This window comes from Sanguibacter inulinus (genome assembly GCF_013415325.1).
GTDB classification, from domain to species: domain Bacteria; phylum Actinomycetota; class Actinomycetes; order Actinomycetales; family Cellulomonadaceae; genus Sanguibacter; species Sanguibacter inulinus.
The window spans coordinates 28,322-51,991 of sequence record NZ_JACBYE010000002.1 but is presented as its reverse complement, the minus strand read 5'-3'; the positions used below and the strand labels follow the sequence as shown (position 1 = coordinate 51,991).

The 23,670-nt window shown below is 71.6% G+C and carries 23 protein-coding genes; 18 read left to right on the top strand and 5 right to left on the bottom strand.

Annotated features, from left to right (window positions below; translation table 11 throughout):
* Positions 1-15 precede the first annotated feature (15 nt).
* The gene (gene truA, locus HZZ10_RS01195) at positions 16-879 is read left to right on the top strand and encodes a tRNA pseudouridine(38-40) synthase TruA (RefSeq protein ID WP_056130625.1); all 864 of its coding nucleotides are present in this window, start codon (positions 16-18) and stop codon (positions 877-879) included.
* 158 nt (positions 880-1,037) lie between these two features.
* On the opposite strand, the gene HZZ10_RS01190 is transcribed toward truA, so the two are convergent.
* Positions 1,038-1,439, bottom strand: coding sequence for a DUF5709 domain-containing protein (locus tag HZZ10_RS01190; protein WP_056128737.1), 402 nt, complete (start codon positions 1,437-1,439; stop codon positions 1,038-1,040).
* 145 nt (positions 1,440-1,584) lie between these two features.
* Between HZZ10_RS01190 and HZZ10_RS01185 the strand changes: the two genes are divergently transcribed.
* The 7 genes from HZZ10_RS01185 (at position 1,585) to HZZ10_RS01155 (ending at position 8,756) form a co-directional block, all read left to right on the top strand.
* Positions 1,585-3,273 (top strand): ABC-F family ATP-binding cassette domain-containing protein, encoded by a 1,689-nt coding sequence (locus HZZ10_RS01185; RefSeq protein ID WP_056128740.1) that lies wholly within the window; start codon positions 1,585-1,587, stop codon positions 3,271-3,273.
* Positions 3,274-3,304: 31 nt separating this feature from the next.
* The gene (gene trhO / locus HZZ10_RS01180) at positions 3,305-4,234 is read left to right on the top strand and encodes an oxygen-dependent tRNA uridine(34) hydroxylase TrhO (protein ID WP_056128744.1); all 930 of its coding nucleotides are present in this window, start codon (positions 3,305-3,307) and stop codon (positions 4,232-4,234) included.
* Positions 4,235-4,650: 416 nt separating this feature from the next.
* Entirely contained in the window at positions 4,651-5,094 is a 444-nt protein-coding gene (gene rplM / locus HZZ10_RS01175) for a 50S ribosomal protein L13 (protein WP_012867907.1), read from the top strand.
* A 45-nt stretch (positions 5,095-5,139) separates the two neighbouring features.
* Positions 5,140-5,628 (top strand): 30S ribosomal protein S9, encoded by a 489-nt coding sequence (gene rpsI, locus HZZ10_RS01170; RefSeq protein ID WP_012867906.1) that lies wholly within the window; start codon positions 5,140-5,142, stop codon positions 5,626-5,628.
* A 120-nt stretch (positions 5,629-5,748) separates the two neighbouring features.
* The gene (gene glmM, locus HZZ10_RS01165; RefSeq protein ID WP_179912121.1) at positions 5,749-7,095 is read left to right on the top strand and encodes a phosphoglucosamine mutase; all 1,347 of its coding nucleotides are present in this window, start codon (positions 5,749-5,751) and stop codon (positions 7,093-7,095) included.
* 54 nt (positions 7,096-7,149) lie between these two features.
* The gene (locus tag HZZ10_RS01160; RefSeq protein ID WP_179912120.1) at positions 7,150-7,785 is read left to right on the top strand and encodes a peptide deformylase; all 636 of its coding nucleotides are present in this window, start codon (positions 7,150-7,152) and stop codon (positions 7,783-7,785) included.
* A gap of 215 nt (positions 7,786-8,000) precedes the next feature.
* Positions 8,001-8,756, top strand: a complete 756-nt coding sequence (locus HZZ10_RS01155; RefSeq protein WP_308507453.1) for a DedA family protein — start codon at positions 8,001-8,003, stop codon at positions 8,754-8,756.
* 23 nt (positions 8,757-8,779) lie between these two features.
* Here the strand turns inward: HZZ10_RS01155 and coaA are convergent, their stop codons facing one another.
* Positions 8,780-9,730, bottom strand: a complete 951-nt coding sequence (coaA, locus tag HZZ10_RS01150) for a type I pantothenate kinase (protein WP_156382652.1) — start codon at positions 9,728-9,730, stop codon at positions 8,780-8,782.
* Positions 9,731-9,783: 53 nt separating this feature from the next.
* On the opposite strand from coaA, the gene glmS reads away from it, so the two are divergent.
* Positions 9,784-11,649, top strand: coding sequence for a glutamine--fructose-6-phosphate transaminase (isomerizing) (gene glmS, locus HZZ10_RS01145; protein WP_179912119.1), 1,866 nt, complete (start codon positions 9,784-9,786; stop codon positions 11,647-11,649).
* Between the two features lie 103 nt (positions 11,650-11,752).
* Positions 11,753-12,103, top strand: coding sequence for a holo-ACP synthase (locus HZZ10_RS01140; RefSeq protein WP_056128760.1), 351 nt, complete (start codon positions 11,753-11,755; stop codon positions 12,101-12,103).
* Positions 12,104-12,346: 243 nt separating this feature from the next.
* Here HZZ10_RS01140 and HZZ10_RS01135 read toward each other — a convergent pair whose 3' ends face one another.
* Positions 12,347-13,333, bottom strand: coding sequence for an LLM class F420-dependent oxidoreductase (locus tag HZZ10_RS01135; RefSeq protein ID WP_179912118.1), 987 nt, complete (start codon positions 13,331-13,333; stop codon positions 12,347-12,349).
* Positions 13,334-13,417: 84 nt separating this feature from the next.
* Between HZZ10_RS01135 and HZZ10_RS01130 the strand changes: the two genes are divergently transcribed.
* The 8 genes from HZZ10_RS01130 to tsaD all read left to right on the top strand — a co-directional run bounded on the left by HZZ10_RS01130 (position 13,418) and on the right by tsaD (position 21,003).
* The gene (locus HZZ10_RS01130; protein WP_179912117.1) at positions 13,418-15,079 is read left to right on the top strand and encodes a bifunctional ADP-dependent NAD(P)H-hydrate dehydratase/NAD(P)H-hydrate epimerase; all 1,662 of its coding nucleotides are present in this window, start codon (positions 13,418-13,420) and stop codon (positions 15,077-15,079) included.
* A gap of 23 nt (positions 15,080-15,102) precedes the next feature.
* Positions 15,103-15,738, top strand: coding sequence for a nucleoside/nucleotide kinase family protein (locus HZZ10_RS01125; RefSeq protein ID WP_444547560.1), 636 nt, complete (start codon positions 15,103-15,105; stop codon positions 15,736-15,738).
* 46 nt (positions 15,739-15,784) lie between these two features.
* Positions 15,785-17,005 carry an alanine racemase gene (gene alr, locus HZZ10_RS01120; RefSeq protein ID WP_179912116.1) on the top strand — a complete coding sequence of 407 codons (1,221 nt, stop codon included), beginning with the start codon at positions 15,785-15,787 and terminating at the stop codon, positions 17,003-17,005.
* 19 nt (positions 17,006-17,024) lie between these two features.
* Entirely contained in the window at positions 17,025-17,615 is a 591-nt protein-coding gene (gene tsaE / locus HZZ10_RS01115) for a tRNA (adenosine(37)-N6)-threonylcarbamoyltransferase complex ATPase subunit type 1 TsaE (protein ID WP_179912115.1), read from the top strand.
* A 4-nt stretch (positions 17,616-17,619) separates the two neighbouring features.
* Positions 17,620-18,327: a tRNA (adenosine(37)-N6)-threonylcarbamoyltransferase complex dimerization subunit type 1 TsaB gene (gene tsaB, locus HZZ10_RS01110; protein WP_179912114.1), complete on the top strand. Its 708-nt coding sequence runs from the start codon at positions 17,620-17,622 to the stop codon at positions 18,325-18,327.
* Positions 18,327-18,971: a GNAT family N-acetyltransferase gene (locus HZZ10_RS01105; RefSeq protein ID WP_056128779.1), complete on the top strand. Its 645-nt coding sequence runs from the start codon at positions 18,327-18,329 to the stop codon at positions 18,969-18,971. Before tsaB ends, HZZ10_RS01105 begins: the two co-directional genes overlap by 1 nt.
* Entirely contained in the window at positions 18,968-19,861 is an 894-nt protein-coding gene (locus HZZ10_RS01100; protein ID WP_179912113.1) for a sulfurtransferase, read from the top strand. Before HZZ10_RS01105 ends, HZZ10_RS01100 begins: the two co-directional genes overlap by 4 nt.
* A gap of 98 nt (positions 19,862-19,959) precedes the next feature.
* Complete coding sequence (tsaD, locus tag HZZ10_RS01095; RefSeq protein ID WP_179912112.1) at positions 19,960-21,003, top strand: tRNA (adenosine(37)-N6)-threonylcarbamoyltransferase complex transferase subunit TsaD; 1,044 nt, start codon at positions 19,960-19,962, stop codon at positions 21,001-21,003.
* Between the two features lie 151 nt (positions 21,004-21,154).
* Here the strand turns inward: tsaD and HZZ10_RS01090 are convergent, their stop codons facing one another.
* Together HZZ10_RS01090 and HZZ10_RS01085 are read right to left on the bottom strand one after the other, a co-directional pair.
* A complete protein-coding gene (locus tag HZZ10_RS01090; RefSeq protein WP_179912111.1) occupies positions 21,155-22,291 on the bottom strand; it encodes a glutamate--cysteine ligase in 1,137 nt (378 codons plus the stop codon).
* Between the two features lie 2 nt (positions 22,292-22,293).
* A complete protein-coding gene (locus tag HZZ10_RS01085; protein ID WP_179912110.1) occupies positions 22,294-23,601 on the bottom strand; it encodes a class I SAM-dependent methyltransferase in 1,308 nt (435 codons plus the stop codon).
* Positions 23,602-23,670 lie beyond the last annotated feature (69 nt).

Sequence of the window (23,670 nt, the reverse complement as noted above, 5' to 3'; positions counted from 1 at the left end):
CCGCGGTGCGTCATCATGGAGGACGTGATGCGCATCAGACTAGACATCTCCTACAGGGGGACAGACTTTGCCGGCTGGGCTGTCCAGCCTGGGCTGCGGACGGTCCAGGGGACCCTCGAAGACGGTCTCGCCCAGGTCTTGCGCACCCGGGTGCGTCTGACGGTGGCCGGGCGCACCGACGCCGGTGTGCACTCCCGGGGGCAGGTCACGCACATCGACGTCCCGGACGAGACCTGGATCAAGCTCGAGGGTCGGGGAGACAGGACGAGCGAGCAGGCGCTGCTCTCCCGCATCAGCGGTGTGCTGCCGGCCGACGTCGTGGTCCGGGCGGTGACAGTCGCGCCGCCAGGCTTCGATGCCAGGTTCAGTGCGCTGTGGCGGCGCTACAGCTATCGGATCGTCGACCGCGCCGAGCTGCGCGACCCCTTGCGCGCCGACTGGACCCTGTGGTCCCGGCGGCCCCTCGACGTCGACGCGATGCGCGCGGCCACCGAGCCGCTCGTGGGGGTGCGGGACTTCGCGGCCTTCTGCCGTCCCAGGCCTGGCGCGACGACCATCCGGCACCTGCAGGAGCTCCGGTGGGAGCGCCGGGTGGGTGGGCCTGACGACGGGCTCGTCGTCGCGAGCGTCCAGTCGGACGCGTTCTGCCACAACATGGTCCGCGCGCTCGTCGGGGCCTCGATGGCTGTGGGCTACGGCCAGCGCCCCGTGGAGTGGCCCGGGGAGATCTTGCGCGGGGGAGTGCGCGACCCCCTCGCCGGGGTGGTCCCGCCGCACGGGCTCACCCTCGAAGAGGTCTTCTACCCCTCCGACGACGAGGTCGCCGCCCAGGCGGAGCGCTCACGAGCCCGGAGGATCGAAGAGCACATCTGGCAGTAGGCCGCACGGTCCCGGCTCGAGAGGGCGCCGCCGCGCAGCGCGGTAGCCACCGCACGACGTCGGAGACACCGCAGGCCCGTCCGGAGCCGGACGGGCCTGCGGTGCTGACGAGCGTGACGGCGTCGCCGCGCTCGTCGGGTGGTCGGGGATCCCTGCGCTCAGGGTTCCTCGACGATGTGCACGGCTGCCTCTTCGGCGCTCGCCGCTCCGCCGTCGACACCGGTGTCTTCGGCGAAGGTGTCGTTGACCCGCCCGTCGAGGGCGTCGGGGTCGGCCACGAGGCGTCCTGCGCGGTCGGGCTGCGTCGCGCCGGAGTCCGGGGCGTCGAAGATGTCGGGTTCTTCCTCGGCGAGTCGCTGGTCGAGGGTCTCGCCCTGGATCTCCTCGAGAGCCGTCTCGCCGAAGTGGTTGCTCCGCGGCCTCTCGGGCGGGGAGTAGCCCTCGTCGAGGAGGTCGTCGACCCCACGCTGGGTGAGGGTGTCCTCCTTGGGCAGCTGGTCGGTGTCGCCCTCGCTGTTCAGCGCGGCGTCGGTGCTGGTTGCCGGTGTGTCTTCGCTCATCCCTCCACGGTGTCACCGCGCAGCACGGTCCGCACGTCGAGGGGAGCGCCCGGACCCTCGTGCAGGCGGCGAGCCTGGACGTCGCCGCAGGCGCCGACGGGTATTGAGCTCGCTCCCAGCCCTGCCGAGACGGCACACTAGCCCCGTGGGACACATCGACATCAACGACGTCAGCTATTTCCTCCCCGACGGGCGTCCGTTGCTGTCGGGGGTCGACCTGCGTGTCGGCGACGGCGCGAAGGTGGCCCTGGTGGGCCCCAACGGCGCTGGCAAGACCACGCTCATGCGCATCGTCTCGGGCGACCTCGAGGCTCACGGCGGCCGGGTGAACCGCAGCGGCGGGCTCGGCGTCATGCGTCAGCTCGTCGGACGGATCGACGACGACAGGACCATCCGCGACGTCCTGGTCGACCTCGCGAACCCTGCCGTCAGGGCGGCGGGCGTCGAGCTCGCGGACTCCGAGATCGCGATGATGACCACGGACGACGAGCCGACCCAGATGCGCTACGCCCAGGCGATCGCCGACTGGGCCGACGCCGGCGGCTACGACGCCGAGAACGACTGGGACCACGTGACCGACGAGGTCCTCTCGATCCCCTTCGACTCGGCGCAGCACCGCGCGATGCGGACCCTGTCCGGAGGTGAGCAGAAGCGCCTCGTGCTCACCTCCCTGCTCCGCGGCCCCGACGAGGTGCTCCTTCTCGACGAGCCGGACAACTTCCTCGACGTCCCGACCAAGCGCTGGCTCGAGCAGCAGCTCGCCGCGAGCCGCAAGACCGTCCTGTTCATCAGCCACGACCGTGAGCTGCTCTCGCGCACGGCGACCCAGGTGGCCTCGCTCGAGCCGGGTGCGTCGGGGTCGTCGGTCTGGGTCCACGGACAGGGCTTCGACACCTACGCGGCCGCTCGCGAAGACCGGATGAGCCGTCTCGAAGAGCTGCGCCGCCGCTGGGACGAAGAGCACACGAAGCTCAAAGACCTGGTCAACGGCCTCAAGACGCGGGCTGCCTTCAACGACGGTCTGGCGAGCCGCTACCAGGCGGCCCAGACCCGGCTGCGCAAGTTCGAGGAGGCCGGGCCGCCCGAGGTCGTCGCGCGGGAGCAGAACGTCCGCGTGCGCCTGACCGGCGGACGGACGGCCAAGCGTGCCGTCGTGGCCGAGAAGCTCGAGCTCACAGGCCTCATGAAGCCCTTCGACACCGAGATCTGGTTCGGCGACAGGGTCGCCGTGCTGGGGTCGAACGGCTCGGGCAAGTCGCACTTCATGCGCCTGCTGGCAGCAGGCGGCTCCGACCCCGCGGACCACGCCCCGGTGGTCGAGGGCATGCCCGCCTCGCAGGAGCCTGTCAAGCACACAGGCGTCGTCACGCTCGGCTCGCGGGTGCGCCCAGGGTGGTTCGCCCAGAACCACGTCCACCCCGAGTGGGACGGGCGCACGCTCCTCGACATCCTGCACCGCGGTGAGGGCAGCCGGGACGGCATGAGCCGGGAGCCCGCGAGCAAGGCGCTCGACAGGTACGAGCTCGCCGGGCAGGCGGAGCAGAAGTTCGAGACCTTGTCCGGTGGTCAGCAGGCACGCTTCCAGATCTTGCTGCTCGAGCTCGGCGGAGCGACCCTGCTGCTGCTCGACGAGCCGACGGACAACCTGGACCTGCACTCGGCCGAGGCTCTCGAGGCCGGGCTCGCCCAGTTCGAGGGGACCGTCGTCGCCGTGACCCACGACCGCTGGTTCGCCCGCGGCTTCGAGAGGTTCCTCGTCTTCGGGGGCGACGGCACGGTCCGGGCCACCCAGGAGCCCGTCTGGGACGTGGAGCGGGTCCGCCGGGAGCGGTGAGCCCGACGGCTGAGCCGCCTATCCTGGGGGCATGGCTGTCCACAAGATCGTCCTCTTCTACGCCTTCACCCCGGTCCCCGACCCGCTCGCCCTGCGCCTGTGGCAGTCGGCGCTCGCCGAGCGCTGGAACCTCAGGGGGCGGGTGATCGTGTCGGAGCACGGCATCAACGCGACCCTCGGCGGCACGGTCGAGGACCTCAAGCAGTACGTGAAGACGACGCGCCAGTACCCGGGTTTCGCCTCCATGGACGTCAAGTGGTCCGACGGCACAGGCGCCGACTTCCCGCGGCTGAGCGTCAAGGTGCGTCCCGAGCTCGTGAGCTTCGGCGCGCCGGACGAGCTCGAGGTCGACGCCGACGGGGTCGTGGGCGGTGGCACCCACCTCAGCCCGAAGGAGGTCGACGCGCTCGTCGCCGAGCGCGGGGACGAGGTCGTGTTCTTCGACGGACGCAATGCCTTCGAGGCTCAGATCGGCAGGTTCCGGGGCGCTGTCGTTCCCGACGTGCGGACCACCCGCGACTTCGTGGCCGAGCTCGACTCGGGCCGGTACGACGACCTCAAGGGTCGGCCCGTCGTCACCTACTGCACGGGCGGCGTGCGCTGCGAGGTGCTCTCGGCGCTCATGACGGCCCGCGGCTTCGAGGAGGTCTACCAGATCGACGGTGGGATCGTCCGCTACGGCGAGGAGCTCGGGACGTCGAGCCTGTGGGAGGGGTCGCTGTACGTCTTCGACGAGCGGATGCACGTCGACTTCGACCCGGAGACCGTCCCGCTCGGCACCTGCGTGCTCTGCTCGGCCGTGACGGCCTCGTACGAGAACTGCGCGTCCACGGCGTGCACGACCCTGCGGGTGGTGTGCGCAGGCTGCTCGGAGCAGGCGCGGTCCCAGACCTGCCCGACCTGCGCGGCGGCTGAGGCCGGGCAGGCGTCGCACCAGGTGGGGGACCGGGTCTCGGCCTGACCTACGGCGTCGGCGCGATCGCCCTGCCCCTCGTGGACCCCCTGCCGGTGATCGTGGTCCCCGGCTCCGGTGCCGGCTCCTCTACCCGGACAGCGCACCCATGACGTGGCCGGCGCGGCTCTCGGGTAGTATCTGCTGCGGCTGGATCACAGTGCTCCGTGCTTCTACCACCGTCCTCCTCGGCTCTGACGCCGGGGCCCGGCCCCGAGGGGCCGCGGACGACCTCCTCCCGAGGTCTGTTGTGACGCAGTCGGTTTTGACCGGCGACCCGTGGAGCAGATAGTGTGACTAGTCGTTGTGCTTCCATACGTGACCGGTGCGCCCACTCGCTAGGTCTGAGACGGAGCGCTCGCCGACCTCGCCGGCCGCAGAACTCTGCGTCTGGCAAGACACGATACGAAACGAAGGCTACGACCGTGCGTACGTACACCCCGAAGCCCGGCGACGTCCAGAGTGACTGGTACGTCATCGACGCGACCGATGTCGTCCTGGGCCGCCTCGCTACCCACGTGGCGACTCTGCTCCGTGGCAAGCACAAGGCCACCTTCGCTCCGCACGTCGACGGCGGTGACTTCGTCATCGTCATCAACGCGGACAAGGTCGCCCTGACCGGCAACAAGCGCGAGCAGAAGCTGGCCTACACCCACTCCGGCTACCCGGGTGGTCTGCGTGCTGTCGCGTACTCCGACCTGCTCGAGAAGCACCCGGAGCGCGCAGTGGAGAAGGCCGTCCGCGGCATGCTCCCCAAGACCACCCTCGGTCGCAACCAGCTGGGCAAGCTCAAGGTCTACCGTGGCACTGAGCACCCCCACGCTGCGCAGCAGCCGAAGCCGTTCGAGATCACCCAGGTCGCTCAGTAGGCCCCGCCTGCTCAGCTGACATACCAAGGACGCGAGGACATCACCGTGGCGGAGACCACCGTCGACATCGACGCGCTGGACGAAGAAGCACCCAGCACCTACACCTCTGAGACCACCGCCCCCGCGGGCCGTGGCCAGAGCATCACCGCGCCGGCCCAGGCTCTGGGTCGTCGCAAGGAGGCGGTCGCACGTGTGCGTCTCGTCCCCGGCACCGGACAGTGGAAGATCAACGGGCGCACGCTCGAGGGCTACTTCCCGAACAAGGTCCACCAGCAGCTCGTGAACTCCCCGCTGAAGCTGGTCGACGTCGAGGGTCGCTTCGACGTCATCGCCCGCATCGTCGGTGGCGGCACCTCCGGCCAGGCCGGCGCGCTGCGCCTCGGCATCGCCCGTGCCCTCAACGAGATCGACGAGGAGCACAACCGCGCGACGCTGAAGAAGGCTGGCTTCCTCACTCGCGACGCACGCGTCGTCGAGCGCAAGAAGGCTGGTCTCAAGAAGGCCCGCAAGGCTCCTCAGTACTCCAAGCGCTGATTCTTTCGCGCTCTGCGACGGCCCCGATGGTGACCCCATCGGGGCCGTTCGCCGTTCGACCGGCGGGCTGCGGAGTCCCGCTGCCGTGATCTCTCTCTTCTCACAGGGGTGTACCAGCAGATGGCTCGTATCTTCGGAACAGACGGTGTGCGCGGGCTCGCGAACCGTGACGTCACGGCCGAGATCGCTCTCGACCTCGCGGTCGCAGCAGCGCACGTGCTCGGGCAGCGCGGTGTGTTCTCGGGCCACCGCCCGAAGGCCGTCGTGGGCCGTGACCCCCGCGCCTCGGGCGAGTTCCTCTCGGCCGCCGTCTGCGCCGGCCTCGCGAGCGCTGGCGTCGACGTCATCGACGTCGGTGTCGTCCCCACCCCTGCCGTCGCGTACCTGACCCACAGCATGGACGTGGACCTCGGCGTCATGCTCTCGGCCTCGCACAACCCGATGGAAGACAACGGCATCAAGTTCTTCGACAGGTCGGGGTACAAGCTCGCCGACGAGGTCGAAGACCAGATCGAGGCGCGTCTGCGCGCTGACTGGGACCGTCCGACAGGTGCCGACGTGGGTCGCATGACGCAGGACTACACAGCCGTGTGGCGCTACGTCGACTTCCTCGTCTCGACCGTGCCCTACCGTCTCGACGGGCTCAAGGTGGTCGTGGACTCGGCCAACGGTGCCGCGAGCGAGGTGGGCCCCGAGGCCCTGCGCCGCGCTGGCGCGGAGGTCGTGGTCATCGGGTCCTACCCCGACGGCATCAACATCAACTCCGGCTACGGCGCCACCCACCCCCGCCGCATGGCGGCGGCGACAGTCGGCCACTGGGCCCACGCGGGCGTGTCCTTCGACGGCGACGCCGACCGCTGCATCGCGGCCGACGAAGACGGCAACATCGTCGACGGCGACCAGATCATGGGGATCCTCGCGCAGGCTCACGCCGAGCGCGGCACGTTGACCAACGGCACCCTCGTGACGACGGTCATGTCGAACCTCGGGCTCAAGCTCGCGATGCAGAAGTCGGGCATCAGGACCGTCGAGACGGCCGTGGGGGACAGGTACGTCCTCGAGGAGATGCGCCGCAGCGGCTACTCCGTCGGCGGCGAGCAGTCAGGTCACGTCCTCCTCACGGACTACGCGACCACGGGTGACGGCACGCTCACGGCGCTGCACCTGCTGAGCCGTCTGGCGGAGACCAAGAAGACGATGTCGGAGCTCGCCTCGGCCATCGGTCGTCTGCCGCAGTCTCTGGTCAACGTCAAGGGCGTCGACAAGACCCGTGCGAGCAGCGACAGCGACGTCCTCGCCGCCGTGGCCGAGGCCGAGGTCCTGCTGGGCGAGACCGGACGCGTCCTGCTGCGCCCCTCGGGCACGGAGTCGCTCGTCCGGGTCATGGTCGAGGCCGCGACCCAGGAGCAGGCTGACACCGTCGCAGAGTCTCTCGCGGACGTCGTCCGCGTGCGCCTCGCCCTCTGACCCTCACCCCGAGCGCTCGTCCCTCGAGCCGCCGTCGCCCCAGGAGCCCGTGACATGACACTCCAGCCGTCGTTCCGTGACGCTGTCGAGCGCTACCTCGACACCTTCGACCGTGGTGTGCTGCCGATCGTGCAGGCGGGGCACCCTGTGCTCCGCCAGCCGGCGGCGGCCTACGACGGTCAGCTCGGCGACCTGCTGCCGGCCCTCCTCGACGCCATGCGCCTGACCATGGTGGACGCCCCCGGGGTGGGTCTGGCGGCTCCGCAGATCGGCATCGGTCTGCAGATCGCCGTGGTGCACGACGCCGGGGCCCCCGACGCCCAGGACCCGCGCGAGCGGACCCCGCTCGAGCACAGGGTGCTCGTGAACCCGTCCTACGAGGGCGTCGGCGACGAGCGACGCTCGTTCTTCGAGGGCTGCCTCAGCGTCGAGGGCTACCAGGCCGTCGTGACGCGGTTCCGCACCGTCCGTCTGACAGGTCAGGACGAGACGGGGCGCCAGCTCGACGAAGAGCTCACGGGCTGGCCGGCGCGGATCGTCCAGCACGAGACGGACCACCTCCGAGGCCAGCTGTACCTCGACCACGCCGAGATCCGCTCGCTCACCTCGAACGACAACCTCGCCACGCTCTGGGGTGGGCACGAGGGCCCGGCCGAGGCCGCTCAGGCTCTCCGCTTCCCGACTGCCTGACTGCCTCTGGCCCCCCTGCGTGATCGCGGCCGCCACGGCCCGCGTGGCACTCCGTCTGCACCTTCTGGCCCACCTCGGCTCGTCCCTGAGGTGGGCCTCGTGCGTCCTGCGGTCATCCGTGCGGCCGATGCCCACCCCTGAGGCTGCGTGCTGAACTGTCAGGGACACATCGGGGAGATACCCGATGGTGCCTGCCACGTCGGATTTCTACGCTGGTGGGACACCGGGACGTCCGGGCCGAGGAGGGGACGACGCACGTGCTGGAGATCATCGAGAACGTGCTGCACTCCGTCGAGGCCTGGGCCGTGGGCCTCGCCGCGTCACCCTGGGTCTTCGCTGTCCTCGTGCTCTTCGTGGTGGTCGACGCGTTCTTCCCGCCGGTGCCGAGCGAGACCCTCGTCATCGCGGTCGCCGCGTACGCGGTGTCGACAGGAGGACCACCCCTCTGGGCGATCGTCGCGGCCGCAGCCGTGGGTGCTGTGCTGGGGGACTCGATCGCCTACCTGCTGGGTCGTCATCTGCACATCCGTGCGTGGCGGGTCATGCGCGCACGTCGTCTCCAGGCCGCCTTCGACTGGGCCGAGGGCGCACTGGCTGCCCGCCCGGCGAGGTTCATCGTCTCGGCGCGGTACGTGCCCGTCGGGCGGGTCGCCGTGAACATGACCGCGGGGGCCATCAAGATGCCGGCGCCACGGTTCGTGGCTCTCGCGACAGTCGGCGGGGTCACGTGGGCGGGCTACTCGACCCTCATCGGCATCGGGTCAGGGATGTGGCTCGGTGACAGGCCGCTCGTCGCGATGGCCGTCGGGGTGGTCGGCGGCATCGCCCTCGGCTATGTGGTCGACCTCGTCGTCGGACGCCTGCTCGGGCGCAGCGGCGCTGACGTCGCGGGAGCGGCAGCCGACGAGGCGGCCGACCCAGCCGTGCCGGCGGTCCGTGAGGCGGCCACCGTGGGTGCCTCCGCGGCCTGAGCCAGCCCGGTCGCGAGCGGCCCTCAGATCTTGCGGAGCCGCACCCGCTCGACCGAGTGGTCGCGGCCCTTGTGCAGCACGAGAGTCGCACGGCTCCGGGTCGGTGCGACGTTCTGCAGCAGGTTCGGCTCGTTGATCGTGTCCCAGATGTGCTCGGCCCGGGCGACAGCCTCGTCGTCCGAGAGCCCCGCGTACCTGTGGAAGTACGACTCGGGGCGTGAGAACGCCGTCGAGCGCAAGGACAAGAACCTGTCGACGTACCACTGGCGCACGTCCGCCGTCCGGGCGTCGACGTAGATCGAGAAGTCGAAGAAGTCGCTGACCGACAGGTCTGACCCCGACTGCGTGGCGCGTCCGGGCTGGAGGACGTTGAGGCCCTCGACGATCAGCACGTCAGGTCTGTGCACCACGGTCTCGGCCCCGGGGACGATGTCGTAGGTGAGGTGGTCGTACACGGGCGCACGGACCTCGGGGCGCCCGGCCTTGACCTTCGACAAGAACCTGATGAGCGACCGACGGTCGTAGGACTCGGGGAACCCCTTGCGCTCCATGAGGCCGCGGCGCTCGAGCTCGGCGTTGGGGTAGAGGAAGCCGTCGGTCGTCACCAGCTCCACACGGGGCGTGTCCGGCCAGCGGGCCATCATCTCGCGCAGCACGCGGGCCGTCGTGGACTTCCCGACGGCCACCGAGCCGGCGACCCCGATCACGTAGGGCGTCCGGCCCGAGTCCTCCCGCAAGAAGGTCGACGTCGCCTGGTGCAGGCTGCCCGCCGTCGCGACGTAGAGGTTGAGCAGGCGCGAGAGCGGCCTGTAGACAGTGTCGACCTCGGCCAGGTCGACGGGGTCGCCGAGACCACGGAGCCTGGCGACGTCGGCGTCGGTCAGCGGGAGGGGGGTCGACTCGGAGAGCCGGTACCACGCCGCCCTGTCGAGATCGACGTAGGGCGTCGCGGGGACGATGTTCTGGGCTACCACCCGACGATTCTGCCTGATCGATCAGAGCCGTGCGTCGTCTAGACTCTGGGACCATGTGCGGAATCGTTGGTTACGTCGGATCCCAAGTCCCCTCCTCGCGCCCCCTCGAGGTAGCGCTCAACGGCCTCAAGCGGCTCGAGTACCGCGGCTACGACTCCGCAGGTGTGGCGCTCGTCGCCCCCGGGGTCGACCGTGTCGTCTCGGCCAAGAAGGCCGGGAAGCTGCTGAACCTCACGGCAGAGCTCGAGGCCCACCCGCTGGCTAATGCCACCGCGTCCATCGGGCACACCCGCTGGGCCACCCACGGCGCACCCAACGACCTCAACGCCCACCCGCACCTCGCGGACGGCGGACGCCTCGCCGTGATCCACAACGGGATCGTCGAGAACTTCGCAGCGCTGCGCCTCGAGCTCGCCGGCGACGGTGTCACCTTCCTGTCCGAGACGGACACCGAGGTCGCCGCCCACCTCCTGGCCAAGGAGCTCGCCGAGACTGGAGACCTCACCGAGGCGATGCGCCGCACGGCCGTCAGGCTCGAGGGCACCTTCACGCTCCTCGCCGTCCACGCCGACCGCCCCGACACCGTCGTGGGCGCCCGTCACGACTCTCCGCTCGTCGTCGGGCTCGGAGACGGCGAGAACTTCCTCGGCTCCGACGTCGCCGCCTTCATCGCCTTCACCCGCGAGGCTCTCGAGCTCGGGCAGGACCAGATCGCGACGATCACCCCCGACGCCGTCTCCGTCATCGACTTCGAGGGCACTGTCGTCGAGCCGCGCCGCTTCACGGTCGACTGGGACGCCGAGGCCGCCGAGAAGGGCGGCTTCGCGTCCTTCATGGACAAGGAGATCCACGACCAGCCCCAGGCCGTCGGCGACACCCTCCTCGGACGCACCGACCTCGAGGGGCGTCTCGTCCTCGACGACCTGCGCATCGACGAGTCCGTGCTCCGCACCGTCGACAAGATCGTCGTGATCGCCTGCGGGACAGCCGCCTACGCCGGGCACGTCGCCAAGTACGCGATCGAGCACTGGTGCCGCATCCCCGTCGAGGTAGAGCTCGCCCACGAGTTCCGCTACCGCGACCCCGTCGTCAACGAGAAGACCCTCGTCGTGGCCATCACCCAGTCGGGCGAGACCATGGACACGCTCATGGCCGTGCGCCACGCCCGCGAGCAGGGCGCCAAGGTCATCTCGATCGTCAACACGCACGGGTCGACCATCCCGCGCGAGTCCGACGCCGTGCTCTACACGCACGCCGGGCCCGAGATCGCCGTCGCCTCGACCAAGGCTTTCCTCTCGCAGATCACCGCGGCCTACCTGCTCGGCCTGTACCTCGCCCAGCTGCGCGGCAACATGTTCCCCGACGAGATCGCGAAGATCTACGACGAGCTCCGCGAGATGCCCGGCAAGATCCAGGAGGTCATCGACCGCGGGACCCGCGTGCGAGAGATCGCCCGATGGATGGCCGACACGTCGTCCGTGCTGTTCCTGGGCCGCCACGTCGGTTTCCCCGTCGCGATGGAGGGCGCGCTCAAGCTCAAGGAGCTGGCCTACATCCACGCCGAGGGCTTCGCCGCCGGTGAGCTCAAGCACGGACCGATCGCGCTCATCGAGCCCGGCCAGGCGGTCTTCGTCATCGTGCCGTCGCCTCGCGGACGTCACTCGCTGCACTCCAAGGTGATCTCCAACATCCAGGAGATCCGCGCCCGTGGGGCTCGCACCCTCGTGCTCGCCGAAGACGGCGACGAGGCCGTGCTGCCCTACGCCGACGAGGTGTTCTGGGTCCCGCAGGCCCCGACGCTCCTCGCGCCGCTGCTCACCGTCGTCCCGCTGCAGATCTTCGCCTGCGAGCTCGCGACAGCCCGTGGGCTCGACGTCGACCAGCCGCGCAACCTCGCGAAGTCCGTCACGGTCGAATGACCCCGACGTCCTCGCACGGACCGGCCGTCGTCACCTCGGTGGCGGCGGCCGTCCGCGTGCCTTGGGTCCTGCAGGGCCGCGCACCGCGACACCGGGCTGCCCGATGATCGTCGGGGTGGGGGTCGACGTCGTCGACATCGCACGGTTCATGGCGACCCTCGAACGGGCACCGCGACTGCGGGAGAAGCTCTTCACCCCTCCCGAGCGCGACCTTGCGCCCTCGTCGCTCGCGGCCAGGTTCGCCGCCAAGGAGGCCCTCGCCAAGGCGCTCGGCGCTCCGGGGAACCTGCTGTGGCACGACTGCACGATCCCGCGCGTACGGGGCGGGGCGCCTGTCGTCGAGGTGCGGGGGACCGTCGCTGCGCGGGCTGCGGAGCTGGGGGTGGCGTACTTCCACCTGTCGTTGTCGCACGACGGTGGGATCGCTACTGCCATGGTGGTGGCTGAGAGCTGATGTGCGTGGGGTCCGCGAGGCTCCGCGAGCGTGCGCGCGATCTCCGCGGCGTGCCTGGGCACGCCGTGCCAGGCCCACCACGATCGCGCGCACGCTCGCTGCGCCTCGCTCCTCTCCGGGGGCATCTGCTCGGGTCGCTTCGCTGCCGAGGACGGCTCGCTGCGCATCGCCTGACGGGGGCGGGCTCGCTGCGCGTCGCTCGTGTCGGCCGGTCGACATGGGCGACCGGCCGACGGGTTGCTGCTACCTGAGCTCGGGGACCACCTGGGACTCGAAGAGCTCGATGCCTGAGCGGTCGTACGCAGCCTCGGCGAAATAGGTGATCGCGTAGGTCATGCCGAGCTGCTCGAGGCGGGTGAGCTCTTCGACGATCTGCTCGGGGGTGCCGACCAAGGGGCCCTGGCGGAGGGACTCGACGGTCTCGGCGGCCTTGCTGGGGACGGTCTTGGCGTAGTGCTCCCCGAGCCAGGCGAGCCGGTCCTCGACGTCCTGTGCGGTCTCGCCGATGATCACGTTGTAGTTGGCCGAGCGGGTGATCTCCGCGAAGTCGCGGCCCACGGTCTCGCAGTGGCCGCGGAGGATCTCCGACTTGGCCGTGAAGGTCTCGGCCGTGCCGTCGAAGTTGGTGTAGTCGGCGTGCTGCGCGGCGATGCGCAGCGTCTTCTTCTCACCGCCGCCGGCGATCCACAGCGGGATGCCGCCCTCCTGGAGGGGCAGGGGGTAGTTGCGGGCCCCGTCGACCTGGTAGTGCTTCCCGTCGAGGGTCGCTGTGCCCTCGATCCACATCTGCCGCATGATCTGCACGCCCTCGTCGAGCATGTCGAGGCGCTCGCCGGCCCTCGGGAAGCCGTAGCCGTAGGCACGCCACTCGTGCTCGTACCAGCCGGCACCGATCCCCATCTGGGCACGGCCGCCGCTGATGACGTCGACCGTCGTGGCGACCTTCGCGAGGTAGGCGGGGTTGCGGTAGGCCATGCAGGTGCACATCTGACCGAGCTTGACCCGTGAGGTCGACGCGGCGAAGGCGGCCATGAGCGACCAGGCCTCGTGCGTGGCCTCCTCGGTCGGCTCGGGCACTGTGTGGAAGTGGTCGTAGACCCACACGGAGTCGAAGGCAGAGCCTGTGTCGGCGTGCTGGGCGAGGCCGTCCATGACAGACCACTGGTCGGCCGGCGCGATGCCTGTGAGGTCCTGGCGCCAGCCCTGGGGGATGAAGAGTCCGAATCGCATGTGACCCACCTTACGTTCGGGTGTGCTGCCGTGCACCGGTGTCGGCCCAGGTGCGAGGCCTGTCGACTGCGGCATGATGGCCAGATGATCCAGGCACACGACGCCCGGGCCGTGCGTGCGGCCGAAGACCTTCTGCTCGCGCGAGGAGAGCCGCTCATGCAGCGCGCGTCGTGGGCGCTGGCCGGGGCGGTGCTCCGCGAGCTGCGGACGGCCCGAGGCGCTGTCCGGGGGGCGCACGTCTGCCTGCTCGTGGGCTCGGGCAACAACGGGGGAGACACGCTCTTCGCCGGGGCGCGGCTCGCCGGTCGTGGCGTGCGCTTGAGCGCTGTGCTCCTCGACGACAGGGTCCACCGTGACGGACTGGCTGCCCTGCGCGCCGCCGGCGGGATCGTGACGCACGCCGCGGGGCGGACCTTCGACGACGTCGCGCGGCACGTCGTCGAGGCGGACGTCGTGCTCGACGGGATCCTCGGCATCGGCGCCTCGGGAGGGCTGCGCGGGCTCGCGGGCGACGTCGTGCGGGCTGTCGTCCGGCGTCTCGAGACTGCCCCGCGGAGGCCGCTCGTCGTCGCGGTCGACGTCCCGAGCGGCATCGGGGTCGACGACGGGTCGTTGCCGCGACCAGACCCCGCACGGAGCGGGAGCCGCGGGGCGCAGCAGCCGGGCGACCCCGTCGTGCTGCGCGCCGACCGCACGGTGACCTTCGGCGCCGCGAAGCCCGGTCTGCTGCTGCCTCCGGCTGCGGCCCTCGCCGGAGAGGTCGAGGTGGTCGACATCGGGCTGGGTCTCGACGACGACCGCACCTGGCATCCCGGAGCCGTCCGCAGGCTGGCACCCCAGGACCTCGTGGACCAGGGGGCGCTCGCCGCGCCGACAGGGACTGCGCACAAGTACAGCCGGGGTGTGCTGGGTGTCGTGGCCGGGACCGAAGACTTCCCGGGGGCTGCAGTGCTCACGGTCTCGGGCGCGGTCCGCACGGGGGTCGGCATGGTCCGCTACCTGGGAGACCCGTCGGTCACGGCCGCTGTCCTCGCCGCGCGGCCCGAGGTGGTCCCCGCCGCAGGCCGGGTCCAGGCCTGGGCCGTGGGACCCGGCCTCCCTGCAGCACCGGCAGCACCGGCAGCACCCGCAGGGCAGTCAGGGCACTCAGGGAACGGTGACGCCGCCAGGTCGCAGCGCACCCGGGTGCGGCACGCCCTCGCCCAGGCGACAGGCGAGCTGTCCTCCGACGTCGTCGGTGACGCCGTCCCCGTGGTCGTCGACGCCGGCGCGCTGCCGCTGCTGCCCGACCGCTGCCCGCCCTGGGTCGTCCTCACCCCGCACGCCGGCGAGCTCGCGACGCTGCTCAGGTCCCGCGGCGACGACGTCGAGAGGTCCGACGTCGAGGCCGAGCCGCTGCGCTGGGCCCGCCGGGCCCGCGACCTGACCGGTGCCACGGTCTTGCTCAAGGGAGAGGTGACCGTCGTCGTGGGACCCTCGGGTGCCTACGCCCAGGCGGACGGACCGTCGTGGCTCGCGACGGCGGGTGCTGGCGACGTGCTCACAGGGATCCTCGGGTCGTTGCTCGCCGCCCGCTCGGAGGATGCTGTGCGTGACCCGGGCCTGCCTGCCCTCCTCGCGGCCAGCGCGGCTCTGCTGCACGGCCGAGCAGCCCACAGGGCCAACCCTGGTGGTCCGGTCTCGGCGCTCGACGTGGCCGAGGCCGTCCCCGGGACCGTCGCCGCCCTGCTGCGCGGCGACCTGTGACGCGAGCCGCTCAGACCGAGGACGTGACCGGCGACAGGTCCTACTCGGTGACCGAGCTGGCCGACGAGGTGCTCGCCTCCCTCGTCCGCCCGCGGCTGCTCCTCGGGATCGCCGGCCAGCCCGGTGCCGGCAAGTCCACGCTCGCCTCCGAGCTCGTCGGCGCCCTGCTCGCGGCCGGGACCACGGCCGTCCACGTGCCGATGGACGGCTTCCACCTGGCCCAGCGCGAGCTCGAGTGGCTCGGCCGCGCTGACCGCAAGGGAGCGCCGGACACCTTCGACGTGGACGGGTACGTCGCGCTCCTGGCGCGGCTGCGGGCCCCCGGTGGTCGTACGGTCTACGCCCCAGAGTTCCGTCGTGAGATCGAGGAACCTGTCGCCGGGGCCGTCGCGGTCGGCCCGGACGCCAGGGTCGTGGTGACCGAGGGGAACTACCTGCTGCACGACGACCACGGGTGGGACCAGGTGCGCGGGCTGCTCGACACGGTCTGGTACCTGGACCTCCCGCAGACGACCCGGGTCGAGAGGCTCGTCGCGCGGCTCGAGCGCCACGGCCGCAGCCCCGACGACGCCCGCGCGTGGGCGAGCGGGCCCGACGAGCGCAACGCCCGGCTCGTCGCACCGGGGAGGTCCCGCGCCGACAGGATCGTGCGTCGCTGACCCCCGCTCGCCGCTGCTTGCGGGTCGTGCGTGAGATCGTGGGGGCATGACCAGCTACTACCCCGCGCGCGCTGTCGTGGACCTCGGGGCCATCCGGGACAACGTCGGCTCGCTCCTCCGCACCGCCTCGCCGTCAGCCGGGAGCGGTGCCCAGGTCCTCGCTGTCGTCAAGGCCGACGGCTACGGCCACGGGCTCGTCCCGGCCGCCCGGGCTGCGCTCGCCGGCGGGGCGACCTGGCTCGGGACCGCCCAGCTCGGCGAGGCCCTCGCGCTGCGCGCAGCAGGCATCTCCTCGCGGATCCTCACCTGGTTGTACGCCCCCGGTGCGCCCCTCGCAGACCTCCTCCGCGCAGACGTCGACGTCGCGGTCTCAGCGTCCTGGGCCCTCGACGCCGTGCTCGCAGCGGCGCAGGAGACGGGCCGGACGGCCCGCATCCACCTCAAGGTCGACACCGGGCTCGGGCGCAACGGGATCATGCCCGAGGAGCTCGGCACCGTCCTCGCCTCCGCTGTCGCAGCCCAGTCCGACGGGCTCGTCGAGGTCGTCGGCATCTGGTCGCACCTCGCGCTCGCAGACGACCCGGCCCACCCCACGGTGCTCGCGCAGGCGGCAGTCTTCGACGACGCCGTCCGTCGCGCCGAGCAGGCCGGGGCCCACCTCGAGGTGCGGCACCTGGCGAACTCGGCGGCGACCCTCACGAATCCTCGTCTGCACTACGACCTGGTCCGCCCGGGCCTCGCCGTCTACGGGCTCACCCCGGTCCCGGACCTGGGCAGCGCCGCCGACTACGGGCTCGTCCCGGCGATGACCCTCGAGGCACGCCTCGCGACGGTCAAGGAGGTGCCCGAGGGGAGCGGAGTGTCCTACGGCCACCAGTACACGACGACGGAGCGGACGACCCTCGGCGTCGTCCCGCTGGGCTACGGCGACGGGGTGCCGCGGCACGCCTCGGGCGACCTGCCCCGGCGGCCCGGAGGGCCTGTCCGGGTCGGCTCGGGCGCGAGCGCCCGGACGCTCGCCGTGGCCGGCCGGGTCTGCATGGACCAGGTCGTCGTCGACCTCGGGCCCGACGCGGCCGAGCAGGCCGGAGACACCGTCGTGCTCTTCGGCCCGGGGACCGACGGAGGACCCACGGCGCAGGACTGGGCCGACGCCGCCGAGACCATCAGCTACGAGATCGTCACCCGCCTCGGCACCCGGGTCCCGCGGGAGTACGTCGGCGACGTCGACCTGCCCGAGGCCCGGCAGGGTGGTCCTGCGGTCTGACGCCGGAGATACTGGTGGGGTGACTCGCACCTCTCATCTCACGATCGACCTGCCCGACGCCGACGCGACCCGTGCGCTCGGCCGCGCGCTCGCAGCCCTGCTGCGGGCCGGGGACCTCGTCATGCTCACCGGTGACCTCGGAGCCGGGAAGACCACGCTCACGCAGGGCATCGGGGCAGGCCTCGACGTCCGCGGGCAGGTGGCCTCGCCGACCTTCGTCATCGCGCGGGTCCACCCGCCGCTCGGGGACGGGCCCGCCCTCGTCCACGTCGACGCCTACAGGCTCGGGTCCCTCGACGAGGTCGACGCCCTCGACCTCGACGCGAGCCTCGACGAGTCGGTGACTGTCGTCGAGTGGGGCCGCGGCCTCGTCGAGTCGATCGCCCGGGACCGGCTCGAGCTCACGCTCAGCCGCCCGCGCGGGGCCGCTGGCGCGACGCAGGACGAGCTCGCCGCGATCCTCGACGACGCCGAGTCCGGCACGCGCCGCCTCACCGTCGAGGGCTTCGGCGAGCGGTGGGCCGGTCTCGAGCTCCCGGGTGCGATCGACGCAGACGATGCGGCCCAGGACCCCGCGGCTCCCACCGACCGCCACGAGTCAGTAGGCTGAGGTCGTGGCAGTTCTAGCGCTCGACACGTCAGCGGCGGTGGCCGTCGCTCTCCTCGACAACCTCGGCACGCAGCTCGCTGCACGCCGGGTCGTCGAGCAGCGCCGCCACGCCGAGCTCCTCGCCCCGATGATCGAAGAGGTCCTCGCGGAGGCCGGGATCACCCCCGGCGACCTCAAGGCGGTCGTGGTCGGCACAGGCCCGGCACCCTTCACAGGGCTGCGCGTCGGGCTGGTGACCGCACGCACGATGGCCCGGGCTCTCGAGATCCCGGTCTTCGGCATCTCGAGCCTCGACGCGATCGCCTCCGAGACGGCCGAGGTCTTCGACCTCCCGCACGACGCCCACGTGCTCGTGGCCGCCGACGCCCGGCGCCGGGAGGTCTACTACGCCCGCTACACGGTCGACGAGGTCGGGGTGCTCGGTGCCCGCGCCGTCCACACCATGGCAGGACCCCAGGTCGGCACGGCGGCCGACGTCGTCGCCGCTGGCCTCGCCGAGGGCGCCGTGGTCGTCGGGCAGGGCACAGAGCTGTACGCCGAGGCCTTCGAGGGCACGAGCACCCGCGACGGTGCGCCGTGCCTGCCCGACCCCGCGTACCTGGCGCGCCTCGCCCTGGCCCGGGTGTCGCAGGGCGAAGAGCTCTCGAGCGAACCCCTCTACCTCCGGCGCCCGGACGCGCAGGAGCCCGCAGCCCCGAAGCGGGCGACCTGATGCCAGGCTCCGACGGGTCGTCGACCCTCGACGGGGGACGGACCGTCGCCAGGGTCCGACCCCTGCGGGCGAGCGACCTGCCACGCGTGGTCGAGCTCGAGGTCGAGCTCTTCGGCCGTGGCGCGTGGAGCCACGGCATGCTCGCCGAAGAGCTCGGCGGCCTCGGACGCTGGTACGTCGCCGCCGAAGAGGTCCGCCTGGACCGGGCAGGTCCCGGTGACCTGGTCGGCTACGCGGGACTGTGGTTCGACGGCGAGATCACCCAGGTGATGACCCTCGGGGTCGCGACCCGCGCCCAGCACTGCGGGATCGGCTCGCAGCTGCTCACAGCCCTCGTCGAGAGGTCCCGCGAGATCGGCGCGACAGGCGTCCTGCTCGAGGTGGCCGTGAACAACGCCGCCGCGATCACCATGTACGAGAAGTTCGGATTCGTCAGGCTCGGCCTGCGCAAGCGCTACTACCAGCCAGAAGACGTCGACGCGTGGACGATGCGCCTCGACCTCTCCGCAGCGGCGGACTCGGGCGGTGCTCCTGAGACCACCTCTTTACCGAACCCCACGTCCGCACCGAGCCCCTCGGTGGTCTCCGACCCCGCAGGCGCAGCGGCCGCAGCGGCAGCCGCGGCCCGGGCGGGCACAGCATGAGCGACCACACCGTCGACCTCGACGAGCGGCGAGCCCGCGTCGTCGTCGGGCCCGCAGGCCTGCAGGGGCTGCTCGACTCAGGCAAGCCGCTCACGGTCCTCGACGTGCGGTGGGCTCTCGGCCGCAGCGACGGCCGCGCGCAGTACGAGTCGGCTCACGTCCCCGGCGCGGTCTTCGTCGACCTGGAGACCGAGCTCGCAGGCCCAGCGTCGCCCGCAGCCGGTCGGCACCCGCTGCCCGGGCTCGAGGCCCTCCAAGACTCTGCCCGCAGCTGGGGTGTGCGGCGCGGCGTCCCCGTCGTCGTCTACGACGACGTGTCCGGCATGTCGGCCGCGCGGGCCTGGTGGCTGCTCCGCTGGGCCGGTGTCGACGACGTGCGCATCCTCGACGGTGGTCTGAGCGCCTGGCGCGCTCGCGGTGGCGCTGTCGAGAGCGGCGACGTCGTCGTCCCCGAGAGCTCGATCGTCCTGACCCCGGGCCACCTGCCCGTGGTCGACGCCGACGAGGCGCAGCGGGTCGCGACGACAGGTGTCCTCCTCGACGCGCGTGCCGGCGAGAGGTTCCGCGGAGAGGTCGAGCCCGTCGACCCCCGGGCCGGCCACATCCCTGGTGCGGTCAGCCTGCCGACGGCCGGCAACCTCGACGCCACGGGCCGCACGCTCGCGCCGGAGGCCCTGCTCGACAGGTTCGTCGCTGCCGGCGTGCTGAGCGGCGCACCGCACCTGGCATCGGGGGAGGACCAGCAGCTCGCGGTCTACTGCGGCTCGGGTGTCACGGCCTCGCACCAGGTCGCCGTCCTCGCGAGCCTCGGCATCGACGCGGCGCTGTACCCGGGCTCGTGGTCTCAGTGGTCGAACGACCCCGAGCGTCCGGCGGCCGTCGGCGCCTGAGACGGCGAGGTCCTGAGCGCCATCCGCCTCCCGACGAGGCCAGCGTCACGGCTGGACCGGTACCGGACGCAGCCCTGAGGTGTCCTAGGCTGGGGAGCATGTCTGCGCCCCTCATCCTCGGCATCGAGAGCTCGTGCGACGAGACCGGTGTCGCGCTCGTCCGCGGGAACGACCTGCTGGTCGACGCCGTCGCCAGCTCGGTCGACGAGCACGCCCGCTTCGGCGGCATCATCCCGGAGGTCGCCTCGCGTGCGCACCTCGAAGCCATGGTCCCGACCCTCGAGCGCGCGCTCGCCGAGGCCGACGTCAGGCTGTCCGACGTCGACGCGATCGCCGTCACCGCCGGACCTGGGCTCGTCGGCCCGCTGACAGTCGGCGCCTCAGCCGCGAAGGCTCTCGCGGTCGCGCTCGGCAAGCCCTTGTACGGCGTCAACCACGTCGTCGGCCACGCGGCCGTCGACCAGCTGGTGCACGGGGAGTTCCCCGAGCGGTTCATGGCGCTGGTCGTCTCGGGCGGGCACTCCTCCCTGCTGCTGGTCGACGACATCGCGACCGACGTGACCGAGCTCGGGTCGACCCTCGACGACGCTGCCGGTGAGGCCTTCGACAAGGTCGGCCGTCTGCTCGGACTGCCCTACCCGGGCGGCCCGCACGTCGACAGGCTCGCACGCGAGGGCGACCCGACGGCGATCAGGTTCCCGCGCGGCCTGACCGCGGCGAAGGACCAGGCCAAGCACATGTACGACTTCTCGTTCTCCGGTCTCAAGACGGCCGTGGCGCGGTGGGTCGAGGCGCACACCGACAGCGGGTCGCCGCTGCCGACGGCTGACGTCGCCGCGTCCTTCGCGGCCGCCGTCGCCGACGTCCTCACCGCCAAGACGATCGCGGCGTGCGAGCGCAACGGCGTCGACACCCTCGTCATCGGTGGGGGATTCTCGGCGAACTCTCAGCTGCGTGACCTCGCGGCCGAGCGGTGCGCGCAGGCTGGTATCACGCTGCGCATCCCGCCGATCCGCTACTGCACGGACAACGGTGCGATGATCGCTGCCCTCGGTTCAGCGGTGGTGCGCGCAGGTGTCGCGCCCTCGAGCCTGGACATCCCCGTCGACTCGTCGATGCCGCTCACGACGGTGAGCGTCTGAGGCGGACCGTCTGGGCCCGAGCCCTAGGCCCAGGCTCCTCAGGACGGCGTCCCGGGGCTCCTCGGCGCCGAGGGCCCGGACCGCGCGGGCGGACTGACGACGGGGTGCCCTTGCGGGACGCAGCCTCAGCGGGATCCCGGGCCCCTGAGCCTCACAACGGCTTGCCGGCCCGCATCTCGGCGACGAGCGAGGCCACCACGGCGTCGAGCTCTCCGCCGTTGCGGCGGGCGACGGCGCGCTGGCGCTGGTAGCCGGCACCCTTGCGCATGATCGTCCGGATGCCGTCGAGCTCGTCGAGGCAGCCCAGACGCCGGGCGACAGGCTCGAGCTCGACGAGCAACCTCGAGATCGCGTCGGTGACGAGCTCTTCGTTGCCGGCCCTGTCGAGGATGAGGATCGCGTCCATGCCGTAGCGGGCCGAGCGCCACTTGTTCTCCTGGGCGAACCACGGCTGGATGGTCGGGAGCTCCTTGCCCTCGTCGAGCATCGTCGACAGGTGCTCGACCAGGCAGTGGTTGAGGGCTGCGAAGGCGAGCACCTCGGTGATGTTCGAGGCGCCGTCGCAGATGCGCGTCTCGAGGGTCCCGAACCTGGGGGAGGGGCGCAGGTCCCAGCGGACCTCGTCGAACTGGTCGATGACGCCCGTGTGCATCATGTCGGCGACGTAGCCCTCGAGCTGCTCCCACTCCTCGAACTGGAAGCCGAGACCGGCCGTCGGCAGCTGCTGGAACATCAGCGCGCGGTTGGACGCGTAGCCGGTGTCCTTGCCGCCCCAGAACGGGCTGGAGGCGGACAGCGACTGGAACAGGCCGAAGTACCCGAGCATCGCGCGGGAGATGGGCAGGACCTTGTCGCGGTCTTCGATGCCGACGTGCACGTGCACGCCGTAGATGAGCATCTGGCGGCCCCACCACTGGGTGCGGTCGATGAGGGTGGCGTAGCGCTCCTTGTCGGTGACCTTCTGCTGGGCCCACCGGGCGAAGGGGTGCGTGCCGGCGCACATGAGCTCGACCCGCAGGGGATCGGTCAGCTCGCGGATCTCGTCCATGCTGCGCTCGAGGTCGTCGCCAGCCTGGCGGACCGTGCGCGAGACGCCCGAGACGACCTCGACGGTGTTGAGCAGCAGCTCTTGCCGGATGTGCGGGTGCTGCGAGCCGTCGGCCGGGGTCACGGCGTCCAGGACGTGCTGGGCGACCTGGCGCAGGTCGCCGGAGTCCTTGTCGACGAGGGCGAGCTCCCACTCGATCCCGACGGTCGACCGCTCTGACGTGGCGAAGGGCAGGTGCATGGTCACTCCGAGTCTGACGGGGGAGAGGTGAGCGGCGCGACAGGCTGCCCGGGGTGGCCGAGGGGCTCGACGACCAGGATGTGCTGGGCGCCGGCGACGCGGGTGAGGACGAGCGTAGCCTCGGCCGAGCCCTTGAGCGCGAGCTGGGCACGCAGCGACTCGGGGGTGACGGCGGTGCCACGCTTCTTGATGGTCACGCGTCCCACGTCGCGGGCGCGGAGATAGCTCTTGAGCCGCTTGACGCCGAAGGGCATGGTGTCGAGCACCCTGTACCCGGTCGCGAGCGGGACCTGCTCGCCGTCGTCGAGCCTCTCGTCCGTCGTGACGTACGCGATGGTGCGGTCGAGCAGGCGGCCGTTCAGCGCGCGCGAGACGTCGGCGACCAGGCCGGCGCGGATGACGGCTCCGTCGGGCTCGTAGAGATAGCGGCCGACGCCCTCGGCATCGTCTACGGCCTCAGGCAAGGTCTCGCCCTCGCCGGTCCCGGTGGCGATCCCGTCGCCGCGGTAGGTACGTGCGAGGGTCTGGCCACCCTCGGTGCGCAGCAGGAGCGCGGAGCGCCCAGGGCCGTCGGGGGCGAGCGGCCCGAACCACAGACCGGCCTCGACGACGTCCCCGTCGACCGAGACCCACTGCGCCTCGCAGTCTGCGGGCAGTCCCTCGTGGGGGATCCCGGGGCCGACCTTGATGCCGACGGCCGGGACCTGCGAGCGCAGCGCCCACACGTCGTCGAGGGCGGGGGCGTAGGCCTTGGGGTCGAAGATCCGCTTGCCCGATCGGGTGCGGCGGGCGGGGTCGGCGTAGATGCCGCCGGTCCCGTCGGTGAGGCCCTCGGCGGCGAGGTCGAGCGCGAGACCGTCGGCGTGGCGGACCACGGCCTCGGGGAAGGCGCGCAGGTTGACCGTGGCCACGGCGGCTGTCGCCTCGTCGAGGTCTGTCGCGACGACCTTGAGGCCGACACCTGCGAAGGCCATGGAGTCGGCGCCGATCCCGCAGGTGAGGTCGGCGACGGTGGTCACCCCGGCGGCGAGGTACCGCTGCGCGTGGTGGGCGGCGACGACGAGGCGGGTCGCCTGCTCGAGGCCGGCGGGGGTGAAGAGCATCCCCTCGGCGAAGGGTCCGAACTTGACCTCGGCCTTGGCGCGCAGCCGCGACTGGGTGAGGACGAGCGCGACGACCTCGGGGTCGAAGCCCTTGGCGCGCAGCCGCTCGGAGAGGACCATCGCGAGCTTCTCCTCGTAGGGCGGGAGAGCGTTGAGCAGAGCCCACGCCTCCTGGTCGAGCAGCTTGGCGAGCGCGGACGGTTCCATGCGGTGATCTTTTCACGACTGGGACGGGTGCGCTGCGAGGTGGGCCCGGCGCGGGACGGACCACCACCC